This window comes from Ruegeria sp. CDSC079 (assembly GCF_059610505.1).
The window spans coordinates 323,658-341,021 of sequence record NZ_JBXWNT010000001.1 but is presented as its reverse complement, the minus strand read 5'-3'; the positions used below and the strand labels follow the sequence as shown (position 1 = coordinate 341,021).

Below are 17,364 nucleotides of genomic sequence, written 5' to 3'. Positions count from 1 at the left end.
GCCCTTACCCCTTCATCATATTGACATCTTCAACCGCGATCGAGCCGCGGTTGCGGAAGAAACAGACCAGAATGGCCAGCCCGATCGCCGCCTCGGCCGCCGCCACGGTCAACACAAACAGCGTAAACACTTGCCCGACCAGATCGCCCAGGAAGCTGGAGAACGCCACAAGGTTGATATTCACCGCCAGCAGCATCAGTTCGATGCTCATCAGCAGGATGATGACGTTCTTGCGGTTCAGGAAGAGACCGAAGATGCCGATGACGAACAGCGTCGCCGCGACCGTAAGATAGTGTTCAAGTCCGATCATAGCTTCGCTCCTGGCGAGTCTGGGTAGTAGAGTTTGCAGCCGCAGTAGGGGTTGATGCGATTTTTCTTTTTGGCCCTGCTCAAAAAGCCGTCGATAGTTGTCCAGTGGTCATAACCAGCCTGTTTGGATAATTTCACCAAGTCTTGGACAGTCGTCCCAGACGCCAAACGCAGTTTCCCGTGAGGTGGGTACAGAAGATCTGCCGAAAAATTACCCACAGAAACCCGATATTCTGAGCCCGGAGGAGCACACACGCCACGGATTTGGATGAGCTCTTTGGAATTGCAATCCACGACCAGCACACTTTCGCTGCGAACACATTCCCCGGTAAGGGTCCAACGCTGGCCTACCCGACCACTACCAATATCCGTTGCAGCGTTCCCTGAAAAAAAGGAGCTCCAACCGTCGCCAGCTTCAGAGAAGCTACAATCCTCTTTAACTTCGGCGGGCTTGTCGAAGTGATGAAGCGGCTTGCTCATACTGCAACTACCGATAGGGCACTCTGCCATGGCCGATCCTGACGAAATCGTAAGCCATGCTGATAGCCCTATGATCGCGTAAATTCTCACAACCCCTGCCCCGGTTTCACGTCCTTCAACTCCATCGCCTTGGCCGGGTCGCGCATCATCTGGCCGATGATGTCCTGACGCTTGATGTCCTGACGGTGGCGCAGCGTCAGCACGATGGCACCGATCATGGCCACCAGCAGGATCAGGCCCGCCAGTTGGAAAAGAAGGAAGTATTGGTCGTAAAGGATGACACCCAGTGCCTCGGTATTGTGACGATCCACTGGAACCGGCTGTGCCAGATTGGCGGAAGCACCCTGCGCGCTGTCCCAAGCCCCAAAGGCCATGACAAACTGCATCAGGATGACCAGACCGATCAGCAAGGCCAGCGGCATATAGCGTGCCATCTCGGCCTTGAGCTCAGCAAAATCCACGTCCAGCATCATCACGACGAACAGGAACAGAACCGCGACCGCGCCGACATAGACGATGATCAGCAGCATCGCCACGAACTCAGCCCCCAGCAGCACAAACAATCCTGCCGCGGACAGGAAGGACAGGATCAACCACAGCACGGAATGCACCGGCTGGCGGCTGATCACCGTGAACAGCCCGCCGGTGATGGCGCTGATGGCGAACAGATAGAAGGCAAAGACGGTCATTGATCCTCATCCTCGTTATCGCCCATGACCTCTTGCGCCAATTCCAGCGCGCGGGTCATGGCCGGGATGCCGGCAAAGACCGACATCTGACCGATCGTTTCCACGATCTCTTGTTTCTTGGCACCGGCTTCCACAGCGTGGCGCACGGTCTGACGCACCGCCGCATCCGCCTGCGCGCCCTGACAGGTCAGCCCGGCCAGTGTCAGCAACAGGCGGGTCTTGGCATCCAACCCGTCTTTGTTGACGGTGTTGCCGAACATCATCTCCATGACTTCTTTCGGCATGGTCGGCCATAGAGTTTCGAACCCTTTGGGCGAGAAGCTCTCCATCGCAGGGTTCATCGCCTTGGCCATGTCCTGCGCCTGCTTCATCATCAGCTCAAACGGATTTGTCGGGGCGTCATTCATCGGTACGGCGCGTCCATTTCCAGATTGCGGGCGATCTCGGCTTCCCAGCGCTCGCCGTTGTCGAGCAGTTTTTCCTTGTCGTAGAACAACTCTTCGCGGGTTTCCGTGGCGAATTCGAAATTCGGACCTTCGACGATGGCATCGACCGGGCAGGCCTCTTGGCAGAAACCGCAATAGATGCACTTGGTCATGTCGATGTCATAGCGCGTGGTACGGCGGCTGCCATCTTCGCGCGGTTCGGCGTCGATTGTAATGGCCTGTGCAGGGCAGATCGCCTCGCAGAGTTTGCAGGCAATACAGCGTTCTTCACCGTTGGGATAGCGACGCAGGGCGTGCTCACCGCGAAAACGCGGAGACAGAGGACCCTTTTCATGCGGGTAGTTCAGGGTGGCCTTCGGTGCGAAGAAATACTTCAGCCCCAACTTCATGCCGACCCAGAAATCCTGTAGAAGAAAATACTTGGCGGCACGGGTGTAGTCGATTTGGGTCATATCAGCCTCCTACGCTCCAACGCGCAAACGCGCCCCAGAACCAGTCGAATTTCGCCGCAAAGGCCACGAAGACTACCCAAGCCAGCGAGAAGGGCAGGAACACTTTCCAACCCAGCCGCATCAGCTGGTCATAGCGGTAGCGCGGCGTGATCGCCTTGACCATTGCGAAGAGGAAGAAGAAGAACGCCATCTTCGCGACCATCCACAACACGCCGTCGGGCAGGCCCGGGATCGGGGACAGCCAGCCGCCGAAAAACAGCAGCGTGGTTAGCGCGCACATCAGGAAAATGGCGATATATTCGCCAGCCATGAACAACAGGAAAGGCGTGGCCGAGTATTCGACCTGATAGCCCGCGACCAGTTCGGATTCCGCCTCTGGCAGGTCAAACGGTGGGCGGTTGGTTTCGGCCAGCGCCGAGATGAAAAACAGGAAGACCATTGGGAAATGCGGCAACCAGTACCAGCTGAAGAACCCAAAGCGCCCGTCTTGCGCATGCACGATGTCACCGAAGTTCATCGACCCGGTCGACAGGATCACACCGATGATGATCAGACCAATCGAGACCTCGTAGGAAATCATCTGAGCGGCAGAGCGCAATGAGCCAAGGAAAGGGTACTTTGAGTTCGACGCCCACCCCCCCATGATCACGCCATAAACCTCCAACGAGGACACGGCGAAGACATACAGGATGGCGACATTTATATCCGACAGCACCCAGCCGTCGTTGAACGGAATCACGGCCCAGGCGATCATCGCCAGAACAAATGAGGTCAACGGCGCGAGGATAAAGACGGTGCGGTCTGCACCCGCTGGGATAACCACCTCTTTAACCACATATTTCAGCGCGTCGGCCACCGTTTGCAGTAGGCCATAGACGCCCACCACATTGGGGCCACGGCGCATCTGAACCGCCGCCCAGATCTTGCGGTCTCCATAGACAAGGAACAACAGCGAAATCATCACAAAGGCCACAACGGCAAGCACTTGTGCCAGAATGATGAGGGCTATTCCGCCTGGGGTGTTAAAGAATTCAGCCATTGGTCCTCACACCGTGGGTATTCCGTTTTCCGCACGAAATGCTAAGGCCATGTGCCTGCGCAAAGTGCGTCTGGGTCGGCGCGTTGGTGTAAACAGCATCTGCAGCCGCTACGCCACCCTTTTTATTCCGTTTCATAGGCAAAACAGGGGCGAGCCCCTGTCCGACCAGCACAGGGTCGAGATGCGATATGACAGAGTTTCGGTTCATTCCGCCGCGATCTTTTCGCCTTTGCGTGCCTGCGTCTGCGCCGATAGCTCAGCCATCAACTGCGAGGCCCGTGCAATCGGGTTGCTCAGGTAGAAGTCCTTGACGGTGTGACGGAAGCTCGCCTTGCCCAGAGGGCCGAACTTCAGCGCCTGAACCTCGTTTTCGATCACCTCGTCGATACGGGCCAGATGCGGCACCGCCTCGATCAGCGCGGTGCGCAGTTGCGCCAGCGAGTCATAAGGCAGCGTCGCACCCAGTTCGGCAGACAAAGCGCGCAGGATCGCCCAGTTTTCCTTAGCCTCACCTGGTGCAAACCCGGCACGCATCGCCAGTTGCGGGCGGCCTTCGGTGTTCACGAACAGGCCGTTTTCCTCGGTATAGGCTGCGCCCGGCAGGATCACGTCGGCGCGGTGCGCACCTCGATCGCCATGGCTGCCCTGATAGATGACAAAGGCGCCGTCGCCGATTTCAACTTCATCGGCACCGAGATTATAGATCACATCCGCCGCGCTGATTGTATCCATGCCACCTTCGTTGGTGGCATCGACATCCATAGAACCAACACGTGAGGCGGCTGTGTGCAGGACAATCAAACCGCTTTCGGTATTCGCCGCAATGGTTTGCGCAGCGCCTAAAACCGCAGCGCCATCCGCTTCCTGCAATGCACCCTGACCAATGATGACCAACGAGCGTTTGCCCTTGACCTCATCATCTCCGCCCATATCCACCACCTGCTGCAATGCCGCACGATCATCGCCGACATGGTGGTAGTCATAGGTCAGATCGACTGCCGGGCCGACCACAGCAATCTCGGCCCCATACGCCCAGGCTTTGCGAATGCGCGCGTTCAGCACCGGCGCCTCATCGCGCGGGTTGGTTCCGATCAGCAGAATGCGCTCGGCGCAGTCGATATCTTCGATCGCGGCGGTCCCGGCATAGGCCGCGCGGTTGCCCGTTGGCAACTTGGCGCCATCGGTACGGCATTCGACAACCCCGCCCTGCCCTTCAATCATCTGCTTCAGAGCAAACGTAGCCTCGACCGGGGCCAAGTCGCCCACGATACCGGCGGGCTTTTCAGCCCCTTTCAACGCCTCGGCCGCTTTGGTCAACGCCTCGGGCCACGTCGCCGGGCGCAGCTTACCGTTTTCACGCAGGTATGGCTTGTCCAGCCGCTGACGACGCAGGCCGTCCCACACAAACCGCGTCTTATCACTGATCCATTCTTCGTTCACGCCATCATGATTGCGCGGCAAAAAGCGCATGACTTCGCGCCCTTTGGTATCCACGCGAATGTTCGAGCCCAAGGCATCCATCACGTCAATGCTTTCGGTCTTGGTCAGTTCCCAAGGGCGCGCGGTGAAAGCATAGGGTTTCGAGGTCAGCGCCCCGACGGGGCACAAGTCGATGATATTACCTTGCAGATTCGAATCTAGCGTCTGGTTCAGATATGACGTGATCTCGGCGTCTTCGCCCCGCCCGGTCTGACCCATCTGAGTGATCCCGGCCACTTCGGTTGTAAAGCGCACGCAGCGGGTGCAACTGATACAGCGGGTCATCGCGGTGCCAACCAGCGGACCCAGATCCAGATCATCGACCGCGCGCTTGGCTTCCTTAAACCGCGTGCCCGACATGCCATAAGCCATCGCCTGATCCTGCAGATCGCACTCGCCACCCTGATCGCAGATCGGGCAATCCAGTGGATGGTTGATCAGCAAGAACTCCATCACTCCTTCGCGGGCCTTCTTGACCATGGGCGAGTTGGTTTTGACCACCGGTGCCTGCCCTTCCGGCCCTGGACGAAGATCGCGCACCTGCATGGCACAAGAGGCCGCAGGTTTGGGCGGCCCCCCAACAACTTCGACCAGACACATCCGGCAGTTCCCGGCAATCGACAGACGCTCGTGATAGCAAAAGCGCGGCACTTCGACCCCGGCCTGTTCGCAGGCCTGAATCAGGGTCATCGCACCATCGACTTCGATTTCCTGTCCGTCGATGTTAACTTTGCGGAGGTCAGACATGATTTAAACTACCCTTTCAGGAATGTGCCGATAGCAGATTTTTTGGCGATTTCGCTTCGCCCTGCCGAGCACATCGTATCTGGAACGCCAATCACGATGCCGTTTCCTTGGATATAGCGAATAGCGTCGTCCTGTATCCGCTTCCGCGGCAAATTTCTTTCGAGATAGGCAAAATCGCTTTCCCGATACCCTTTGGCTTCTAGGTCGTTAGCTACCGTTTTCATGCTTTGCCTGATCTGCGAACGATTGAGCGACAAATTCGGACAACCGCCTGCAATCTGCTCTGCCATAGCGTTGGCAAAGGCCACATCATAGAGGCCCTGCGGAACCTGTGTACGAAACTGAGCGCGAGATGTGTCAGCGTCCAAAGCTTGGCTGGATGTTGACTCGCATCCAGCTAAGACCAAAAGCAAAACACCAGCAAAGCCCATCATCAAAGCTCTGAAACCCATACTCAATTCGCCCTCAAATACACGCCGATGGCGCTGTTTCTTTCAATTTCCGCACGACCAAGCGTACAGAAGGAATTCGGCCGACCATACGACACGCCATTCTGGGCCAGATAGGCCTCGCCCTTGGCGCGCATCCGGTCTTTTTCTGCATCCGAATCGACATAAGAGCGGATTTCACTGTCGGAATAGCCCAACTGGTTCGCCTTCGACCGCAAGCCCCACATCACACCAATCGCCTTCATACGCCGCCCGCTGATGGAGGGGCAGTATTCCGAAATTTCGTTCGCGATAGCGATGTAATAGAGTTCATTGTCGATCTCTTTGACTTCGCGCAAGGGAGGTTTAGCCAAAGCAACCGCAGGCAGTGTCAGCGCCGTTGCAACGGCAAGCATTTTGATACCAGACATGACAAATCCTTTCGTCTTGGAAAGACCAAGACGACGGAGGCCAGCATTGCTATGCAATAGCAATGGGCCTGTCACGGCGTGATATGCAAAAACCCGCTTCATGGACGGCGGCAGCTCCCGGCAAAGGTTAGTCTGTCATCGTTGATCTGAAGGTTTTGTGGTTCGGTATCCGGCCCGACCTTCCAGTCGATCCTGGAGGATCCGAAATTCGCGATGCAAAACTTGGTGCCCTCATAACGGCCGGCCTCGCGTGCACCATCCAATGAGGCAGATACTCCTTTGATCACAACGGTGAAATCCGAAGGAGACGCTTTTTTGTTGATGTGCTTTGCTTTGGCTCTGAACGACTTGCCATCGAATAGAATACGATCTTCCGAAGGCTTAATCAGCCCGCAGGCCGAAACCGCCGCCAACAGTAAAACTGCGCCGATGAAAGAAACATTCTTGGTTCTGGTCACAAGATCAACAGTTCGTTCAATCATTAAAACGCCGCCACCATTGCCATGATCCCCATCACGAACATGCAAAGCCAGGCAACCACGTAAAGAACCGAGCGCAAGCCAGAGTTCGGCTTACCCAGTCCACGCAGATGAACAAACAGCATTGCCAGACGCGAAACCAGTGCCACCGAGGCGAGCAAGTTTACCCAAAACGGGCTGACCCCCACCAAAATTGCCGCGATCGTAACCGCCGCAAAAGCAGGAAGCGTTTCAGTGCCGTTCAGATAGGCACGGTTCAACCGATAGGCCCTGTCTGAATAATCTTGCTCGGGCGTGGCGCCTGGCGCCAGCCCCTTACCCTGTTTGGCCATTGCCGAAAATGGGGCTAGGAACAGGACGACGAGGGTGAAGATCATCACCGATGCAAGTGCATGGCCATAGTCCGAGAATACTTCCATTTGAATCACTCCGCTGCCATCGCACCCGTGCGGCCCGATTTCTGGGCCTTGATGCGGTCTTCGATTTCTTCCCGGAAATTGCGGATCAGGCCCTGGATTGGCCAGGCTGCCGCATCACCGAGGGCACAGATCGTGTGGCCTTCGACCTGTTTGGTTACGTCAAACAGCATGTCGATCTCTTCCAACCCGGCCTCACCGCGCACAAGGCGATCCATGACGCGCATCATCCATCCGGTGCCTTCACGACACGGTGTGCACTGACCGCAGCTTTCATGTTTGTAAAACTTCGACAATCGCCAGATCGCTTTGATTATATCGGTGGATTTATCCATCACGATCACCGCAGCCGTACCCAGGCCCGAGCCCAGATCGTTGCGCAGGTGGTCAAAGTCCATGATCGCGTCGCGCATGTTCTCACCGCGCACACAGGGCACCGACGAACCACCCGGAATAACCGCCAGCAAATTGTCCCAGCCGCCGCGAATGCCGCCGCAATGGGTTTCGATCAGCTGTTCAAACGGAATCGACATCGCCTCTTCAACGACGCAAGGATTGTTCACATGGCCCGAGATCGCAAACAGCTTGGTGCCCGCGTTGTTCTGACGGCCAAAGCCTGCGAACCAGTCGGCCCCGCGACGCAAGATCGTCGGCACGACCGCAATGGATTCCACATTGTTCACCGTGGTTGGGCACCCATACAGACCTGCGCCCGCCGGGAACGGCGGCTTCATCCGCGGCATGCCCTTTTTGCCCTCAAGGCTTTCGATCAGGGCAGTTTCTTCACCACAGATATAGGCGCCCGCCCCGTGATGCAGGAACAGATCGAAGTCCCAGCCTGACCCAGCGGCGTTCTTGCCCAACAAACCGGCGTCATAGGCTTCGTCAATCGCCGCCTGCAGCGCCTCACGCTCGCGGATGTATTCCCCGCGCAGGTAGATATAGCAAGTATGCGCATTCATCGCGAAAGAGGCGATCAGGCAGCCTTCGATCAGCGTATGCGGATCGTGGCGCATGATTTCACGGTCTTTGCAGGTGCCAGGCTCGGATTCATCCGCATTTACCACCAGAAAGGACGGGCGACCGTCACTTTCCTTGGGCATGAAGGACCACTTCAGACCGGTTGGAAAACCCGCGCCGCCCCGGCCGCGCAGCCCTGAATCCTTCATCGTCTGGATGATCCAGTCGCGCCCGTTGCCGATCAGGCCAGCGGTGCCGTCCCAATGCCCCCGGGCCTGTGCACCGCGCAATGTACGCTCATGCATCCCGTAGATGTTGGTAAAGATCCTGTCCTGATCCTTCAGCATCATGTGTTACCTTCAGCTGTCCTGACGCATGCGCCAGAGTTGAAAAATGTTGACGCCCGCATAGATGAACCCGGCCAGCGCGGCAAAATCAAACAGCAGCGCATAGCGTCCCGGCAGTTCCATCGCAGGGCCAATGAACATGGTCATGGCAAGCCAGACCAGCATGGTCACGGCGATGACCACTCCGATATGTCGACCCTTGCGGGCCATGGCCTGTTCCTTGTCCTTGTCCATCTTGTCCTAAATGCCCAGAGCGGGCACACATCCTAGTCTTCGTATGTACCGTCGTCCTTGACCCGCTTGGCGAACTCGGTTTCTTCACCCGCCGCCAGCTTGGTGGCCTGATCAATCCAGCCGTCTCTCTCGATCCGGCCTTTGAACTTCAGCCGCGCATCAACCCAAGCAACCTGCTCGGGCGTCCATTTGGCGATCTGATCATAATGATAGAAGCCCAGCTCGTTCAGCGTCTTCTCAAGCTTAGGCCCGACACCTTTAAGCAGCTTCAGATCGTCCGACTTGCCGTCCCGCGCACCCGAAAGCGTGTCGGGTTGGTCTTCTTTGACCGCCTTCGCTTCAGCCGCTTGTTTCACCGCAGGTTTGGCAGGTGCGGGGGCCTTGGGAGGTTTCGGAGCAGCCTTTGTCGCCGCTGCCTTGCCATCCTTGCCCAGCCATGGCGTAAGGATCGGAACCTCGGTCCCGTCGATGCGTTTGACGGTATCCCCCAGATCAGTCGCCAACTGAACGCTGGCGTTATACTGGGTTCGGCCGCTGTCATATTCTGACAGGCTGGTCAGCCCCTTCAAAGGCTCTGCCGCATAGCGCCCGTTCTGAGGGCCCGGTGTCGGCACCTTGCCAGCGGCCAGATCGTCGATGATCTTGCCAAAACCCTCGGCGGTCAGGTCTTCGTAATAGTCCTTGCCGATCTGCGCCATTGGCGCGTTGGTGCAAGAGCCAAGGCATTCGACCTCTTCCCAGCTCAGCTTGCCATCGGCGGACAAAGCATGCGGCTTGGCGGCGATCTTGTCCTTGCAGACCGCAATTAAATCCTCGGCCCCGCAGATCATGCAGGACGTGGTCCCGCACACCTGAATATGCGCCACCGAGCCAACCGGCTGCAGCTGGAACATGAAATAGAACGAGGCGACTTCGAGCACGCGGATATAGGCCATGCCCAGCATGTCAGCGACGGATTCAATCGCCGGACGGCTCAGCCAGCCCTCTTGTTCTTGCGCGCGCCACAGCAGAGGGATCACCGCGCTGGCCTGACGGCCTTCGGGGTATTTGGTGATCTGCGCTTCGGCCCATTGCCGGTTGGCAGCAGTGAAGGTGAAGTTCTCGGGTTGTTCGGGGTGAAGCCTACGCAGCATTCGACGATTCCTCCGCAGGACAGGAGAGCGAGAATCCACCAGCAGTATCGATTTCCATGATACCAACTAATTCAGCTCGGTTGTTGTTCAGTGTCGAAATGAAAATTCCTTCGCAGAAATTCGCATATTCTCGGCTCATCGATGTTTCCCCCGATCGAATTTTGACGAGCAAAGTCGGTGCATCTATCGCTTCTGAATGATTAGTGGAACCTAAAGACCAGCCATACTCCCCAACGATGTAGTACCAGTTGTCCACCTGCTCTTTTATATAGCAGTCGGAATTGCCCCAACCGCTTCGGGCGTTAGGTTCGGCCAATGCGTCTTTTTTGAAGTTACAAATCATTGAACGTTCAAAGTGCTCAGTCGGACCACGAAGAACTGGCATCGCGAATGCAAGCACGACAACTAATGCTCCTGATCCAACAAGATGCGCTTTCTTCACCGGTCAATCTCCCCGAACACGACATCCATGGTCCCAATAATCGCGGCGACGTCGGCCAGTTGGTGGCCTCCGGCGATGTGATCCATGGCTTGCAGGTGCAGGAAGCCCGGCGCGCGCAGTTTGGCCCTGTAAGGCTTGTTGGTGCCATCGGCGACCAGATAGACGCCGAACTCACCCTTCGGGGCCTCGACGGCGGCATAGACCTCGCCCGCGGGCACGTGGAAGCCTTCGGTATACAGTTTGAAGTGATGGATCAGACTTTCCATCGAGGTCTTCATGTCCGAGCGTTTCGGCGGGGTGATCTTGCCGCGGGCCAGAACGTCACCGGGGCATTCGCGGATTTTGGCGATGGCTTGACGGATGATCAGCAAGGACTGGCGCATCTCTTCCATGCGGCAGAGATAGCGGTCATAGCAGTCACCGTTCTTACCGACAGGGATCTGGAACTCGAACTCATCATAGCATTCATAGGGCTGCGCGCGGCGCAAATCCCAGGCCAGCCCCGATCCGCGTACCATCACGCCCGAGAAACCGTATTTCTGGATATCATCCTCGGTCACCACGCCAATATCGGCGTTGCGCTGTTTGAAGATGCGGTTTTCGGTCAGCAGACCATCAATGTCGTCGAGAATGGTAGGGAATTCGTGGCTCCACGCCTCGATATCGTCCAGCAGTTCCGGCGGCAGGTCCTGATGCACACCGCCGGGGCGGAAATAGGCCGCGTGCAGACGTGCTCCGCAGGCGCGTTCATAGAACACCATCAGCTTTTCGCGCTCTTCAAACCCCCAGAGCGGCGGGGTCAGCGCGCCCACATCCATCGCCTGCGTGGTCACGTTCAGCAGATGGTTCAGGATGCGCCCGATCTCGGAATACAGAACCCGGATCAGCGAACCGCGGCGCGGAACCTCGACCCCGGTCAGCTTTTCGATGGCCAGACACCAGGCATGTTCCTGGTTCATCGGCGCCACGTAGTCCAGACGGTCGAAATACGGCAGGTTCTGCAGATACGTCCGGCTTTCCATCAGCTTTTCGGTGCCACGATGCAGCAGACCAATATGCGGGTCGCAACGCTCGACAATTTCGCCGTCCAGCTCAAGCACCAGACGCAAAACTCCGTGCGCCGCAGGGTGTTGCGGGCCGAAGTTAATGTTGAAATTGCGGATCTTCTGTTCTCCGCTCAGCGCGTCCGTGCTGCCGTCATCATATCTTGAGCCGTCCATCAACGCCCCCGCTTATTCTTTTTTGCATCAGCCCGAACCCGGACCTTTTCGGCCTCGGCCGCCTTGGCTGCAGCCCCCGCCAGAAGGACCCCCAGCGCACCCAGCACGATCAGTTCCCCCAGCATCATCATCTCAGCGGCGCTCCAGCTCTTGCAGTTTCAGCCCGACCCACCACAGCAACGCGATCGTGCCAAAGGGGATCAGACAGAGCAGGCACCAGTATTTGTTAATCCCGAAGAACGGCAAAATCTTTACCATCGGGATGATGGTCAGTGCAGATAGGATCAGCCACCAGATGCCACCCATTATTCGCTCTCCTGTTTCTCATCGCCGGGCAGGATGTAATTCGCACCCTCCCACGGAGACATGAAATCAAACTGACGGTATTCCTGCACCAGATTGACCGGCTCATAGACCACACGCTTTTGCGCCTCGTCATAACGGACCTCGGTATAACCGGTGGTCGGGAAATCCTTGCGCAGCGGATAGCCACGAAAGCCATAGTCGGTCAGGATTCGCCGCAGATCAGGATGGCCCGAGAAAAGGATGCCGAACATATCGAACACCTCGCGCTCGAACCAGTTGGCCGAGGGGTGAACGTCGACAATCGACGGCACCATGTCATCCTCACGGATCGACACGCGCAGGCGGATACGCTGGTTCTGGTACATCGACAGAAAGTGATAGACCACATCGAACCGCTTGGCCCGCTCGGGATAGTCAACGGCTGTGATGTCCACCAGGGTCGAGAACTTGCAACTGGCATCGCCCTTCAGAAATTCGATAAATTCCACAAGGTTCGACGGGGCCACGTCCACGTTCAACTCATCATGGGTGACATCCCAGGACAGAACGCAATCGGTCCGTTTGAGTTCCAGCTGCGCGCCGAGTTCTTTGAGTGCTTCGCTCATTGCCCTCTCCTCAGCGTACAATGGTGCCGGTGCGGCGGATTTTGCGCTGCAGCTGCATCAGACCATACAACAGCGCCTCAGCCGTCGGAGGGCAACCGGGCACGTAGATATCGACCGGCACAATGCGGTCACAGCCGCGCACAACAGAATAGGAATAATGGTAATACCCGCCGCCGTTGGCGCAGGATCCCATCGAGATCACATAGCGCGGCTCGGGCATCTGGTCATAGACCTTACGCAGCGCAGGCGCCATTTTGTTGGTCAGCGTTCCGGCCACAATCATCACATCCGACTGACGTGGGGACGCGCGTGGCGCGATACCAAACCGTTCTGCATCATAACGCGGCATCGAGGTGTGCATCATCTCAACTGCGCAACAGGCCAGCCCGAAGGTCATCCAGTGCAACGACCCGGTTCGGGCCCAGTTGATGATGTCCTCCGTCGAGGTCAGCAGAAAGCCTTTGTCCTGCAGCTCGGCATTCAGGGCCTGGGTGGCGACTTCTTTGTCGACGCCGGCGGTGTTTGCACCCGTCATCACTCCCATTCCAGGGCCCCCTTCTTCCATTCATAGGCAAAGCCGATGGTCAGAACGCCCAGGAACACCATCATGGACCAGAATCCGACATCGCTGATGTCTTTGAAAGCCACGGCCCAAGGGAACAGGAACGCAATTTCCAGATCGAAGATGATGAAAAGAATCGCGACCAGATAGAATCGGACGTCGAATTTCATCCGCGCATCGTCGAAGGCGTTGAAGCCGCATTCATAAGCGCTGACCTTTTCAGGGTCGGGATTGCGGACGGCCAGCACCACAGCGGCAAGAATCAAGACGATTCCAAGGCCCGCAGCGACGACCAGAAACACCAGGATCGGGAGGTACTCCCGCAGCAGGTCTTCCACGAATAGCTCCTTTCCTGCGCGTGCCCCGTAGGGGAGCGCCGTCAATTAGCGTGTTGACTGGACATTCTCTATCCGCGCGGGGTCAGAGGGTCAACCAAACACAACCGCATGGCACCCTAATATTCCGTTTCATTCCAGCCGAACTTCGATCCGTGAAACGCACAGACCGACAGAACGTAAACCTAACTATTCCATACAGGTTTTCGCTTGTCGAAGAATGCGCTGATTCCCTCATGCGCCTCGTCGGTTTCCCAGCGCGCAACCAGCGCCCGGATCGTTTGGTCGATAACGGGATCGTCAACACGCGGCCCCAGACTATGGACCAAGGCCTTGGCCGAGGCCACCGCACCAGGCGCACATGACAAATAAGGTTCAACCTCGGCCTCGACAGCGTCCGCCAGATCTTCTGCTGAGGCCGTTTTGGCCAATAGGCCCAAATTGACGGCCTCGGCCGCGTAAAACAATCGGGCCGACATAAAGACCCGCCGCGCACGTGCCGCCCCCATCCGAGCGACAACATAGGGGCCGATGGTGGCCGGGATCAGGCCCAGTCGCGTCTCGGTCAAGCCCATTTTCAGGGTCTCGACACCTATTGCCACGTCGCAGACGGCGGCAAGGCCCACGCCGCCACCAAAGGCGTTGCCCTGTAACGCTCCGATCAGCGGTTTGGGCATCACGTTCAACGCCTGCAACATCTCGGCCAGCTTTCGCGCCTCGACAAAGCGTGTTTCAGGATCCGCCGCCATCTGGTCCTGCATCCAGCCCAGATCCCCACCGGCACAAAAGCTTTTGCCTGCTCCGGTCAGAACGACGACGCGCACAGTGCCATCGCTGCCCAACTGCACCGCCGCTTGTGTCAGTTCCCGGATCATCTGCGCGGACATCGCATTATGCTTTTCGGGGCGGTTCAGCGTCAGGGTTGCAACGCCACGTGGATCACCCGTGACCGAGATCGTTTCAAACATCGCCTACTCCGCCCTCATGGCCAGTGCCATTTGTGCCGCTTGTTCCACGATCCCCAGATCAAGCCCCGTTTCGTATCCAAGACGCTCTAGATGCGCGACCACGGCTTCGGTGGCCACGTTCCCTGCGGCGCCGGGTGCATAGGGGCAACCGCCCAGCCCCCCGACTGCTGAGTCAAATGTCCGCACGCCCAGCGCCAATGCAGCGTCGATATTGTCGATGGCCCGACCATTGGTGTCGTGGAAATGTCCCGCCAAGCGGGTAACAGGCACCGTCTCACGCACCGCCAGAAGCATATGGGCGATAGTGTCCGGTGTTCCTTGCCCGATCGTATCTCCCAGCGATACCTCATAGCAACCCAGCGCAAATAGTGTGTCCGCAATCTCGGCCACCTTCTCGGGTGGGGTCGGACCATCATAGGGGCAGTCGGTCACGCAGGACACGTAACCGCGCACTGGCAGGTCAATATGGCGCGCAGCCTCTAGGATCGGTTTGAACCTCTCAATGGATTCGGCGATGGTCGCGTTGAGATTGGCCTTCGAGAACCCTTCCGAGGCAGATGCGAATACGGCAATCTCATCCGCTTTGGCAGACAAGGCGTCCTCGTACCCGCGCATATTCGGCGTCAGCGCCGCATAACGCACCTTACCAACCCGCTGGATCCCGGCCAGAACATCGGCACTGCCAGCCATCTGGGGCACCCATTTCGGAGACACAAAACTGGCAACTTCGATCCGATTGAAGCCTGCCTTGCTCAGGCAATCGATCAGAGCGACCTTCTCGGCAACAGGAATTTCCCGCTGTTCGTTCTGCAGCCCATCACGTGGCCCTACTTCAAAAATGTCGACCCGTTCACCCATAGCTTTCGCCTCCCGTTATGCCGTGTTGTCCCGACTGTGCCACGTTGCGGCGCAGCGGGACAGGTCATTCCTCCTCCAGCCGGACCAGCGCCGCGCCGGCCTCGACCTGAGCGCCGGTTTCGGCCAGCACCTCGGCGATCACGCCATCACGGGCAGCCAGCAAGGAATGTTCCATTTTCATCGCTTCCAGAATGGCCAGTCGATCACCTTCTGAAACGGCTTGCCCTACGGTGGCGAACATGGCCTTGACCAGACCGGGCATCGGCGCCTCAACCACATTGGTATCGCCCAAGGCGCTTGCATCGCGATCCAGCGGATCGACATGCTCAAACACTTGCCCATAGTCATCGAATACTGTGATTGTCGCACCAGCCAGTGCCACGGGCGGCATCGGGCGGTCATCAATGTACCAGCCTCCATTGCGCCGTTGCGCCAGAACCGTTGTGTCCTTGATCTGCCAGACCTGCCGGTCAGGTCCTTCGATCTGTACGTCTAGATCAATGAGCTCGCTATCGCACTTCAACTGGACGGCCCGGTGCAGCGGCGCCCACAGGCTGAAACCCGTGTCGGGCCCGGTCTCGACCAGATCAAGCGCCGTCATGGCTGCTGCAACAATCAAGCGCGCGCGCGCATCAGAAGTTCGGACCAGCCCGTCGATATCCCGACCGATCAGCCCGGTATCGACATCGCCCGCCGCAAATCCAGGGTGCCGGGTCAGCGCGCCAAGAAACGAGAGATTCGTGACCGTCCCGGCAACCTCGGTCCGCCGCAGAACCCGGTGCAGGTTTTCCAGCGCCACTGCACGCGTCGGGCCATGCACCACGACCTTGGCAATCATCGGATCGTACCAGGGGCTGATTGTATCGCCGGACCGCACTCCGCTATCGGCGCGGCATTCCGCAGGAAAGCGCAGATGTGTCAGCGTACCTGTTGCGGGCAGAAACCCTTTGGGCACGTCCTCTGCGTAAAGCCGGGCTTCGAACGCATGCCCGTTGATCGTCAGGTCATCCTGCGTTTTTGGCAACGCTTCACCCGAAGCGACTCGCAACTGCCATTCGACCAGATCAACGCCGGTAATCGCCTCGGTCACGGGGTGTTCCACCTGCAAACGCGTGTTCATCTCCATGAACCAGAACCGATCCGGGCGCAGCCCGTCCGATGCATCGACGATGAACTCAACCGTGCCTGCGCCCTTGTAGCCAATCGCCTCGGCGGCGCGCACGCCCGCCTGCCCCATGGCCTCACGCATTTCAACCGTCATTCCGGGCGCCGGAGCTTCTTCGATCACCTTCTGGTGCCGCCGCTGCAGCGAACAATCGCGTTCGAACAGATGCACCGCCTGGGTGCCATCGCCGAACACCTGCACCTCGATATGCCGGGGCTTGGAAACGAATTTTTCGACCAGAACGGCATCGTTGCCAAAGGCGGTTTTCGCCTCTCCCCGCGCACTGTCTAGAGCCTCAGTAAAGTCTTCGGGGTGCTCTACCAGCCGCATCCCCTTGCCGCCGCCCCCCGCAACGGCTTTGATCAGCACTGGATAGCCGATAGTCTGGGCCGCGCCCGCTAGATGATCAGGGTCTTGGTTATCGCCGTGATAACCCGGAACCACGGGCACGCCCGCCTGCTCCATCAACACTTTTGCCGCGTCTTTGAGGCCCATCTTGCGGATCGCATCCGCCGAGGGCCCGATAAAGATTAGACCCGCAGCCTCAACCGCGTCAACGAAACCGGGGTTTTCAGACAGAAACCCATAGCCGGGGTGGATCGCCTGCGCGCCTGTATCCAACGCTGCCTGAATGATCACATCACCCTTTAAATAGCTGTCCGCCGGGGCCGCTCCACCGATATGCACCGCCTCATCCGCCATTTGCACATGCTTGGCCGAGGCGTCCGCGTCCGAATACACTGCAACACAGGACACACCCATTTTCTGAGCCGTTTCCATCACCCGACAGGCAATCTCACCCCGGTTGGCAATCAAGATTTTGCTGAACATGGC

24 protein-coding genes are annotated in these 17,364 nt (G+C 58.0%); all 24 read right to left on the bottom strand.

Annotated elements, in window-relative coordinates; translation table 11 throughout:
• Positions 1-4 precede the first annotated feature (4 nt).
• The 24 genes from nuoK to AC2FIC_RS01625 all read right to left on the bottom strand — a co-directional run bounded on the left by nuoK (position 5) and on the right by AC2FIC_RS01625 (position 17,361).
• A complete protein-coding gene (gene nuoK, locus AC2FIC_RS01740) occupies positions 5-310 on the bottom strand; it encodes an NADH-quinone oxidoreductase subunit NuoK (RefSeq protein WP_050602759.1) in 306 nt (101 codons plus the stop codon).
• A complete protein-coding gene (locus tag AC2FIC_RS01735) occupies positions 307-789 on the bottom strand; it encodes a hypothetical protein (protein WP_496690844.1) in 483 nt (160 codons plus the stop codon). The genes nuoK and AC2FIC_RS01735 overlap by 4 nt, the downstream gene beginning before the upstream one ends.
• 86 nt (positions 790-875) lie before the next feature.
• Positions 876-1,478: an NADH-quinone oxidoreductase subunit J gene (locus AC2FIC_RS01730; protein ID WP_281972815.1), complete on the bottom strand. Its 603-nt coding sequence runs from the start codon at positions 1,476-1,478 to the stop codon at positions 876-878.
• On the bottom strand, positions 1,475-1,885 hold the full coding sequence (locus AC2FIC_RS01725; protein WP_496689758.1) for a carboxymuconolactone decarboxylase family protein: 411 nt from the start codon (positions 1,883-1,885) through the stop codon (positions 1,475-1,477). The genes AC2FIC_RS01730 and AC2FIC_RS01725 overlap by 4 nt, the downstream gene beginning before the upstream one ends.
• A complete protein-coding gene (gene nuoI / locus AC2FIC_RS01720) occupies positions 1,882-2,376 on the bottom strand; it encodes an NADH-quinone oxidoreductase subunit NuoI (protein WP_037307839.1) in 495 nt (164 codons plus the stop codon). The genes AC2FIC_RS01725 and nuoI overlap by 4 nt, the downstream gene beginning before the upstream one ends.
• Position 2,377: 1 nt before the next feature.
• A complete protein-coding gene (gene nuoH / locus AC2FIC_RS01715; RefSeq protein WP_496690845.1) occupies positions 2,378-3,415 on the bottom strand; it encodes an NADH-quinone oxidoreductase subunit NuoH in 1,038 nt (345 codons plus the stop codon).
• A gap of 204 nt (positions 3,416-3,619) precedes the next feature.
• Complete coding sequence (gene nuoG / locus AC2FIC_RS01710; RefSeq protein ID WP_496690846.1) at positions 3,620-5,641, bottom strand: NADH-quinone oxidoreductase subunit NuoG; 2,022 nt, start codon at positions 5,639-5,641, stop codon at positions 3,620-3,622.
• 8 nt (positions 5,642-5,649) lie between these two features.
• Positions 5,650-6,075: a DUF5333 family protein gene (locus AC2FIC_RS01705; RefSeq protein ID WP_496690847.1), complete on the bottom strand. Its 426-nt coding sequence runs from the start codon at positions 6,073-6,075 to the stop codon at positions 5,650-5,652.
• A gap of 20 nt (positions 6,076-6,095) precedes the next feature.
• Entirely contained in the window at positions 6,096-6,500 is a 405-nt protein-coding gene (locus AC2FIC_RS01700) for a DUF5333 domain-containing protein (protein WP_496690848.1), read from the bottom strand.
• A 98-nt stretch (positions 6,501-6,598) separates the two neighbouring features.
• Positions 6,599-6,982, bottom strand: a complete 384-nt coding sequence (locus AC2FIC_RS01695) for a hypothetical protein (protein WP_496690849.1) — start codon at positions 6,980-6,982, stop codon at positions 6,599-6,601.
• Positions 6,982-7,398, bottom strand: coding sequence for an MAPEG family protein (locus AC2FIC_RS01690; protein ID WP_496690850.1), 417 nt, complete (start codon positions 7,396-7,398; stop codon positions 6,982-6,984). The genes AC2FIC_RS01695 and AC2FIC_RS01690 overlap by 1 nt, the downstream gene beginning before the upstream one ends.
• A gap of 5 nt (positions 7,399-7,403) precedes the next feature.
• On the bottom strand, positions 7,404-8,702 hold the full coding sequence (gene nuoF, locus AC2FIC_RS01685; RefSeq protein ID WP_496691039.1) for an NADH-quinone oxidoreductase subunit NuoF: 1,299 nt from the start codon (positions 8,700-8,702) through the stop codon (positions 7,404-7,406).
• 12 nt (positions 8,703-8,714) lie between these two features.
• A complete protein-coding gene (locus AC2FIC_RS01680; protein ID WP_142634889.1) occupies positions 8,715-8,936 on the bottom strand; it encodes a DUF5337 domain-containing protein in 222 nt (73 codons plus the stop codon).
• A 32-nt stretch (positions 8,937-8,968) separates the two neighbouring features.
• On the bottom strand, positions 8,969-10,069 hold the full coding sequence (gene nuoE / locus AC2FIC_RS01675; RefSeq protein WP_496690851.1) for an NADH-quinone oxidoreductase subunit NuoE: 1,101 nt from the start codon (positions 10,067-10,069) through the stop codon (positions 8,969-8,971).
• On the bottom strand, positions 10,059-10,511 hold the full coding sequence (locus AC2FIC_RS01670; protein WP_142634892.1) for a hypothetical protein: 453 nt from the start codon (positions 10,509-10,511) through the stop codon (positions 10,059-10,061). Before AC2FIC_RS01670 ends, nuoE begins: the two co-directional genes overlap by 11 nt.
• Complete coding sequence (locus AC2FIC_RS01665) at positions 10,508-11,731, bottom strand: NADH-quinone oxidoreductase subunit D (protein WP_271950197.1); 1,224 nt, start codon at positions 11,729-11,731, stop codon at positions 10,508-10,510. Before AC2FIC_RS01665 ends, AC2FIC_RS01670 begins: the two co-directional genes overlap by 4 nt.
• Positions 11,731-11,862, bottom strand: coding sequence for a hypothetical protein (locus AC2FIC_RS01660; RefSeq protein ID WP_271950199.1), 132 nt, complete (start codon positions 11,860-11,862; stop codon positions 11,731-11,733). The genes AC2FIC_RS01665 and AC2FIC_RS01660 overlap by 1 nt, the downstream gene beginning before the upstream one ends.
• 1 nt (position 11,863) lies before the next feature.
• On the bottom strand, positions 11,864-12,037 hold the full coding sequence (locus tag AC2FIC_RS01655) for a hypothetical protein (protein ID WP_170433422.1): 174 nt from the start codon (positions 12,035-12,037) through the stop codon (positions 11,864-11,866).
• The gene (locus AC2FIC_RS01650) at positions 12,037-12,642 is read right to left on the bottom strand and encodes an NADH-quinone oxidoreductase subunit C (RefSeq protein ID WP_271950203.1); all 606 of its coding nucleotides are present in this window, start codon (positions 12,640-12,642) and stop codon (positions 12,037-12,039) included. Before AC2FIC_RS01650 ends, AC2FIC_RS01655 begins: the two co-directional genes overlap by 1 nt.
• Positions 12,643-12,652: 10 nt before the next feature.
• Complete coding sequence (locus AC2FIC_RS01645) at positions 12,653-13,186, bottom strand: NuoB/complex I 20 kDa subunit family protein (protein ID WP_037307875.1); 534 nt, start codon at positions 13,184-13,186, stop codon at positions 12,653-12,655.
• Positions 13,177-13,542 carry an NADH-quinone oxidoreductase subunit A gene (locus AC2FIC_RS01640; protein ID WP_496690852.1) on the bottom strand — a complete coding sequence of 122 codons (366 nt, stop codon included), beginning with the start codon at positions 13,540-13,542 and terminating at the stop codon, positions 13,177-13,179. The genes AC2FIC_RS01645 and AC2FIC_RS01640 overlap by 10 nt, the downstream gene beginning before the upstream one ends.
• A 182-nt stretch (positions 13,543-13,724) precedes the next feature.
• Positions 13,725-14,507 (bottom strand): crotonase/enoyl-CoA hydratase family protein, encoded by a 783-nt coding sequence (locus AC2FIC_RS01635; RefSeq protein WP_496690853.1) that lies wholly within the window; start codon positions 14,505-14,507, stop codon positions 13,725-13,727.
• 3 nt (positions 14,508-14,510) lie between these two features.
• Positions 14,511-15,365, bottom strand: coding sequence for a hydroxymethylglutaryl-CoA lyase (locus tag AC2FIC_RS01630; RefSeq protein WP_142634903.1), 855 nt, complete (start codon positions 15,363-15,365; stop codon positions 14,511-14,513).
• A gap of 64 nt (positions 15,366-15,429) precedes the next feature.
• On the bottom strand, positions 15,430-17,361 hold the full coding sequence (locus AC2FIC_RS01625; RefSeq protein ID WP_496690854.1) for an acetyl/propionyl/methylcrotonyl-CoA carboxylase subunit alpha: 1,932 nt from the start codon (positions 17,359-17,361) through the stop codon (positions 15,430-15,432).
• Positions 17,362-17,364 lie beyond the last annotated feature (3 nt).

Excerpts from the sequence above, each read along its gene's own strand:
- AC2FIC_RS01655 (WP_170433422.1), bottom strand. The coding sequence starts at position 12,037 with ATGGGTGGCATCTGGTGGCTGATCCTATCTGCACTGACCATCATCCCG.
- AC2FIC_RS01635 (WP_496690853.1), bottom strand. The coding sequence starts at position 14,507 with ATGTTTGAAACGATCTCGGTCACGGGTGATCCACGTGGCGTTGCAACC.
- AC2FIC_RS01735 (WP_496690844.1), bottom strand. The coding sequence starts at position 789 with ATGAGCAAGCCGCTTCATCACTTCGACAAGCCCGCCGAAGTTAAAGAG.
- AC2FIC_RS01700 (WP_496690848.1), bottom strand. The coding sequence starts at position 6,500 with ATGTCTGGTATCAAAATGCTTGCCGTTGCAACGGCGCTGACACTGCCT.
- AC2FIC_RS01660 (WP_271950199.1), bottom strand. The coding sequence starts at position 11,862 with ATGATGATGCTGGGGGAACTGATCGTGCTGGGTGCGCTGGGGGTCCTT.
- AC2FIC_RS01680 (WP_142634889.1), bottom strand. The coding sequence starts at position 8,936 with ATGGACAAGGACAAGGAACAGGCCATGGCCCGCAAGGGTCGACATATC.
- AC2FIC_RS01650 (WP_271950203.1), bottom strand. The coding sequence starts at position 12,642 with ATGAGCGAAGCACTCAAAGAACTCGGCGCGCAGCTGGAACTCAAACGG.
- nuoE (WP_496690851.1), bottom strand. The coding sequence starts at position 10,069 with ATGCTGCGTAGGCTTCACCCCGAACAACCCGAGAACTTCACCTTCACT.
- AC2FIC_RS01665 (WP_271950197.1), bottom strand. The coding sequence starts at position 11,731 with ATGGACGGCTCAAGATATGATGACGGCAGCACGGACGCGCTGAGCGGA.
- nuoI (WP_037307839.1), bottom strand. The coding sequence starts at position 2,376 with ATGACCCAAATCGACTACACCCGTGCCGCCAAGTATTTTCTTCTACAG.
- AC2FIC_RS01625 (WP_496690854.1), bottom strand. The coding sequence starts at position 17,361 with ATGTTCAGCAAAATCTTGATTGCCAACCGGGGTGAGATTGCCTGTCGG.
- nuoG (WP_496690846.1), bottom strand. The coding sequence starts at position 5,641 with ATGTCTGACCTCCGCAAAGTTAACATCGACGGACAGGAAATCGAAGTC.
- AC2FIC_RS01695 (WP_496690849.1), bottom strand. The coding sequence starts at position 6,982 with ATGATTGAACGAACTGTTGATCTTGTGACCAGAACCAAGAATGTTTCT.
- AC2FIC_RS01730 (WP_281972815.1), bottom strand. The coding sequence starts at position 1,478 with ATGACCGTCTTTGCCTTCTATCTGTTCGCCATCAGCGCCATCACCGGC.
- nuoK (WP_050602759.1), bottom strand. The coding sequence starts at position 310 with ATGATCGGACTTGAACACTATCTTACGGTCGCGGCGACGCTGTTCGTC.
- AC2FIC_RS01705 (WP_496690847.1), bottom strand. The coding sequence starts at position 6,075 with ATGATGGGCTTTGCTGGTGTTTTGCTTTTGGTCTTAGCTGGATGCGAG.
- nuoH (WP_496690845.1), bottom strand. The coding sequence starts at position 3,415 with ATGGCTGAATTCTTTAACACCCCAGGCGGAATAGCCCTCATCATTCTG.
- AC2FIC_RS01645 (WP_037307875.1), bottom strand. The coding sequence starts at position 13,186 with ATGGGAGTGATGACGGGTGCAAACACCGCCGGCGTCGACAAAGAAGTC.
- nuoF (WP_496691039.1), bottom strand. The coding sequence starts at position 8,702 with ATGCTGAAGGATCAGGACAGGATCTTTACCAACATCTACGGGATGCAT.
- AC2FIC_RS01690 (WP_496690850.1), bottom strand. The coding sequence starts at position 7,398 with ATGGAAGTATTCTCGGACTATGGCCATGCACTTGCATCGGTGATGATC.
- AC2FIC_RS01725 (WP_496689758.1), bottom strand. The coding sequence starts at position 1,885 with ATGAATGACGCCCCGACAAATCCGTTTGAGCTGATGATGAAGCAGGCG.
- AC2FIC_RS01630 (WP_142634903.1), bottom strand. The coding sequence starts at position 15,365 with ATGGGTGAACGGGTCGACATTTTTGAAGTAGGGCCACGTGATGGGCTG.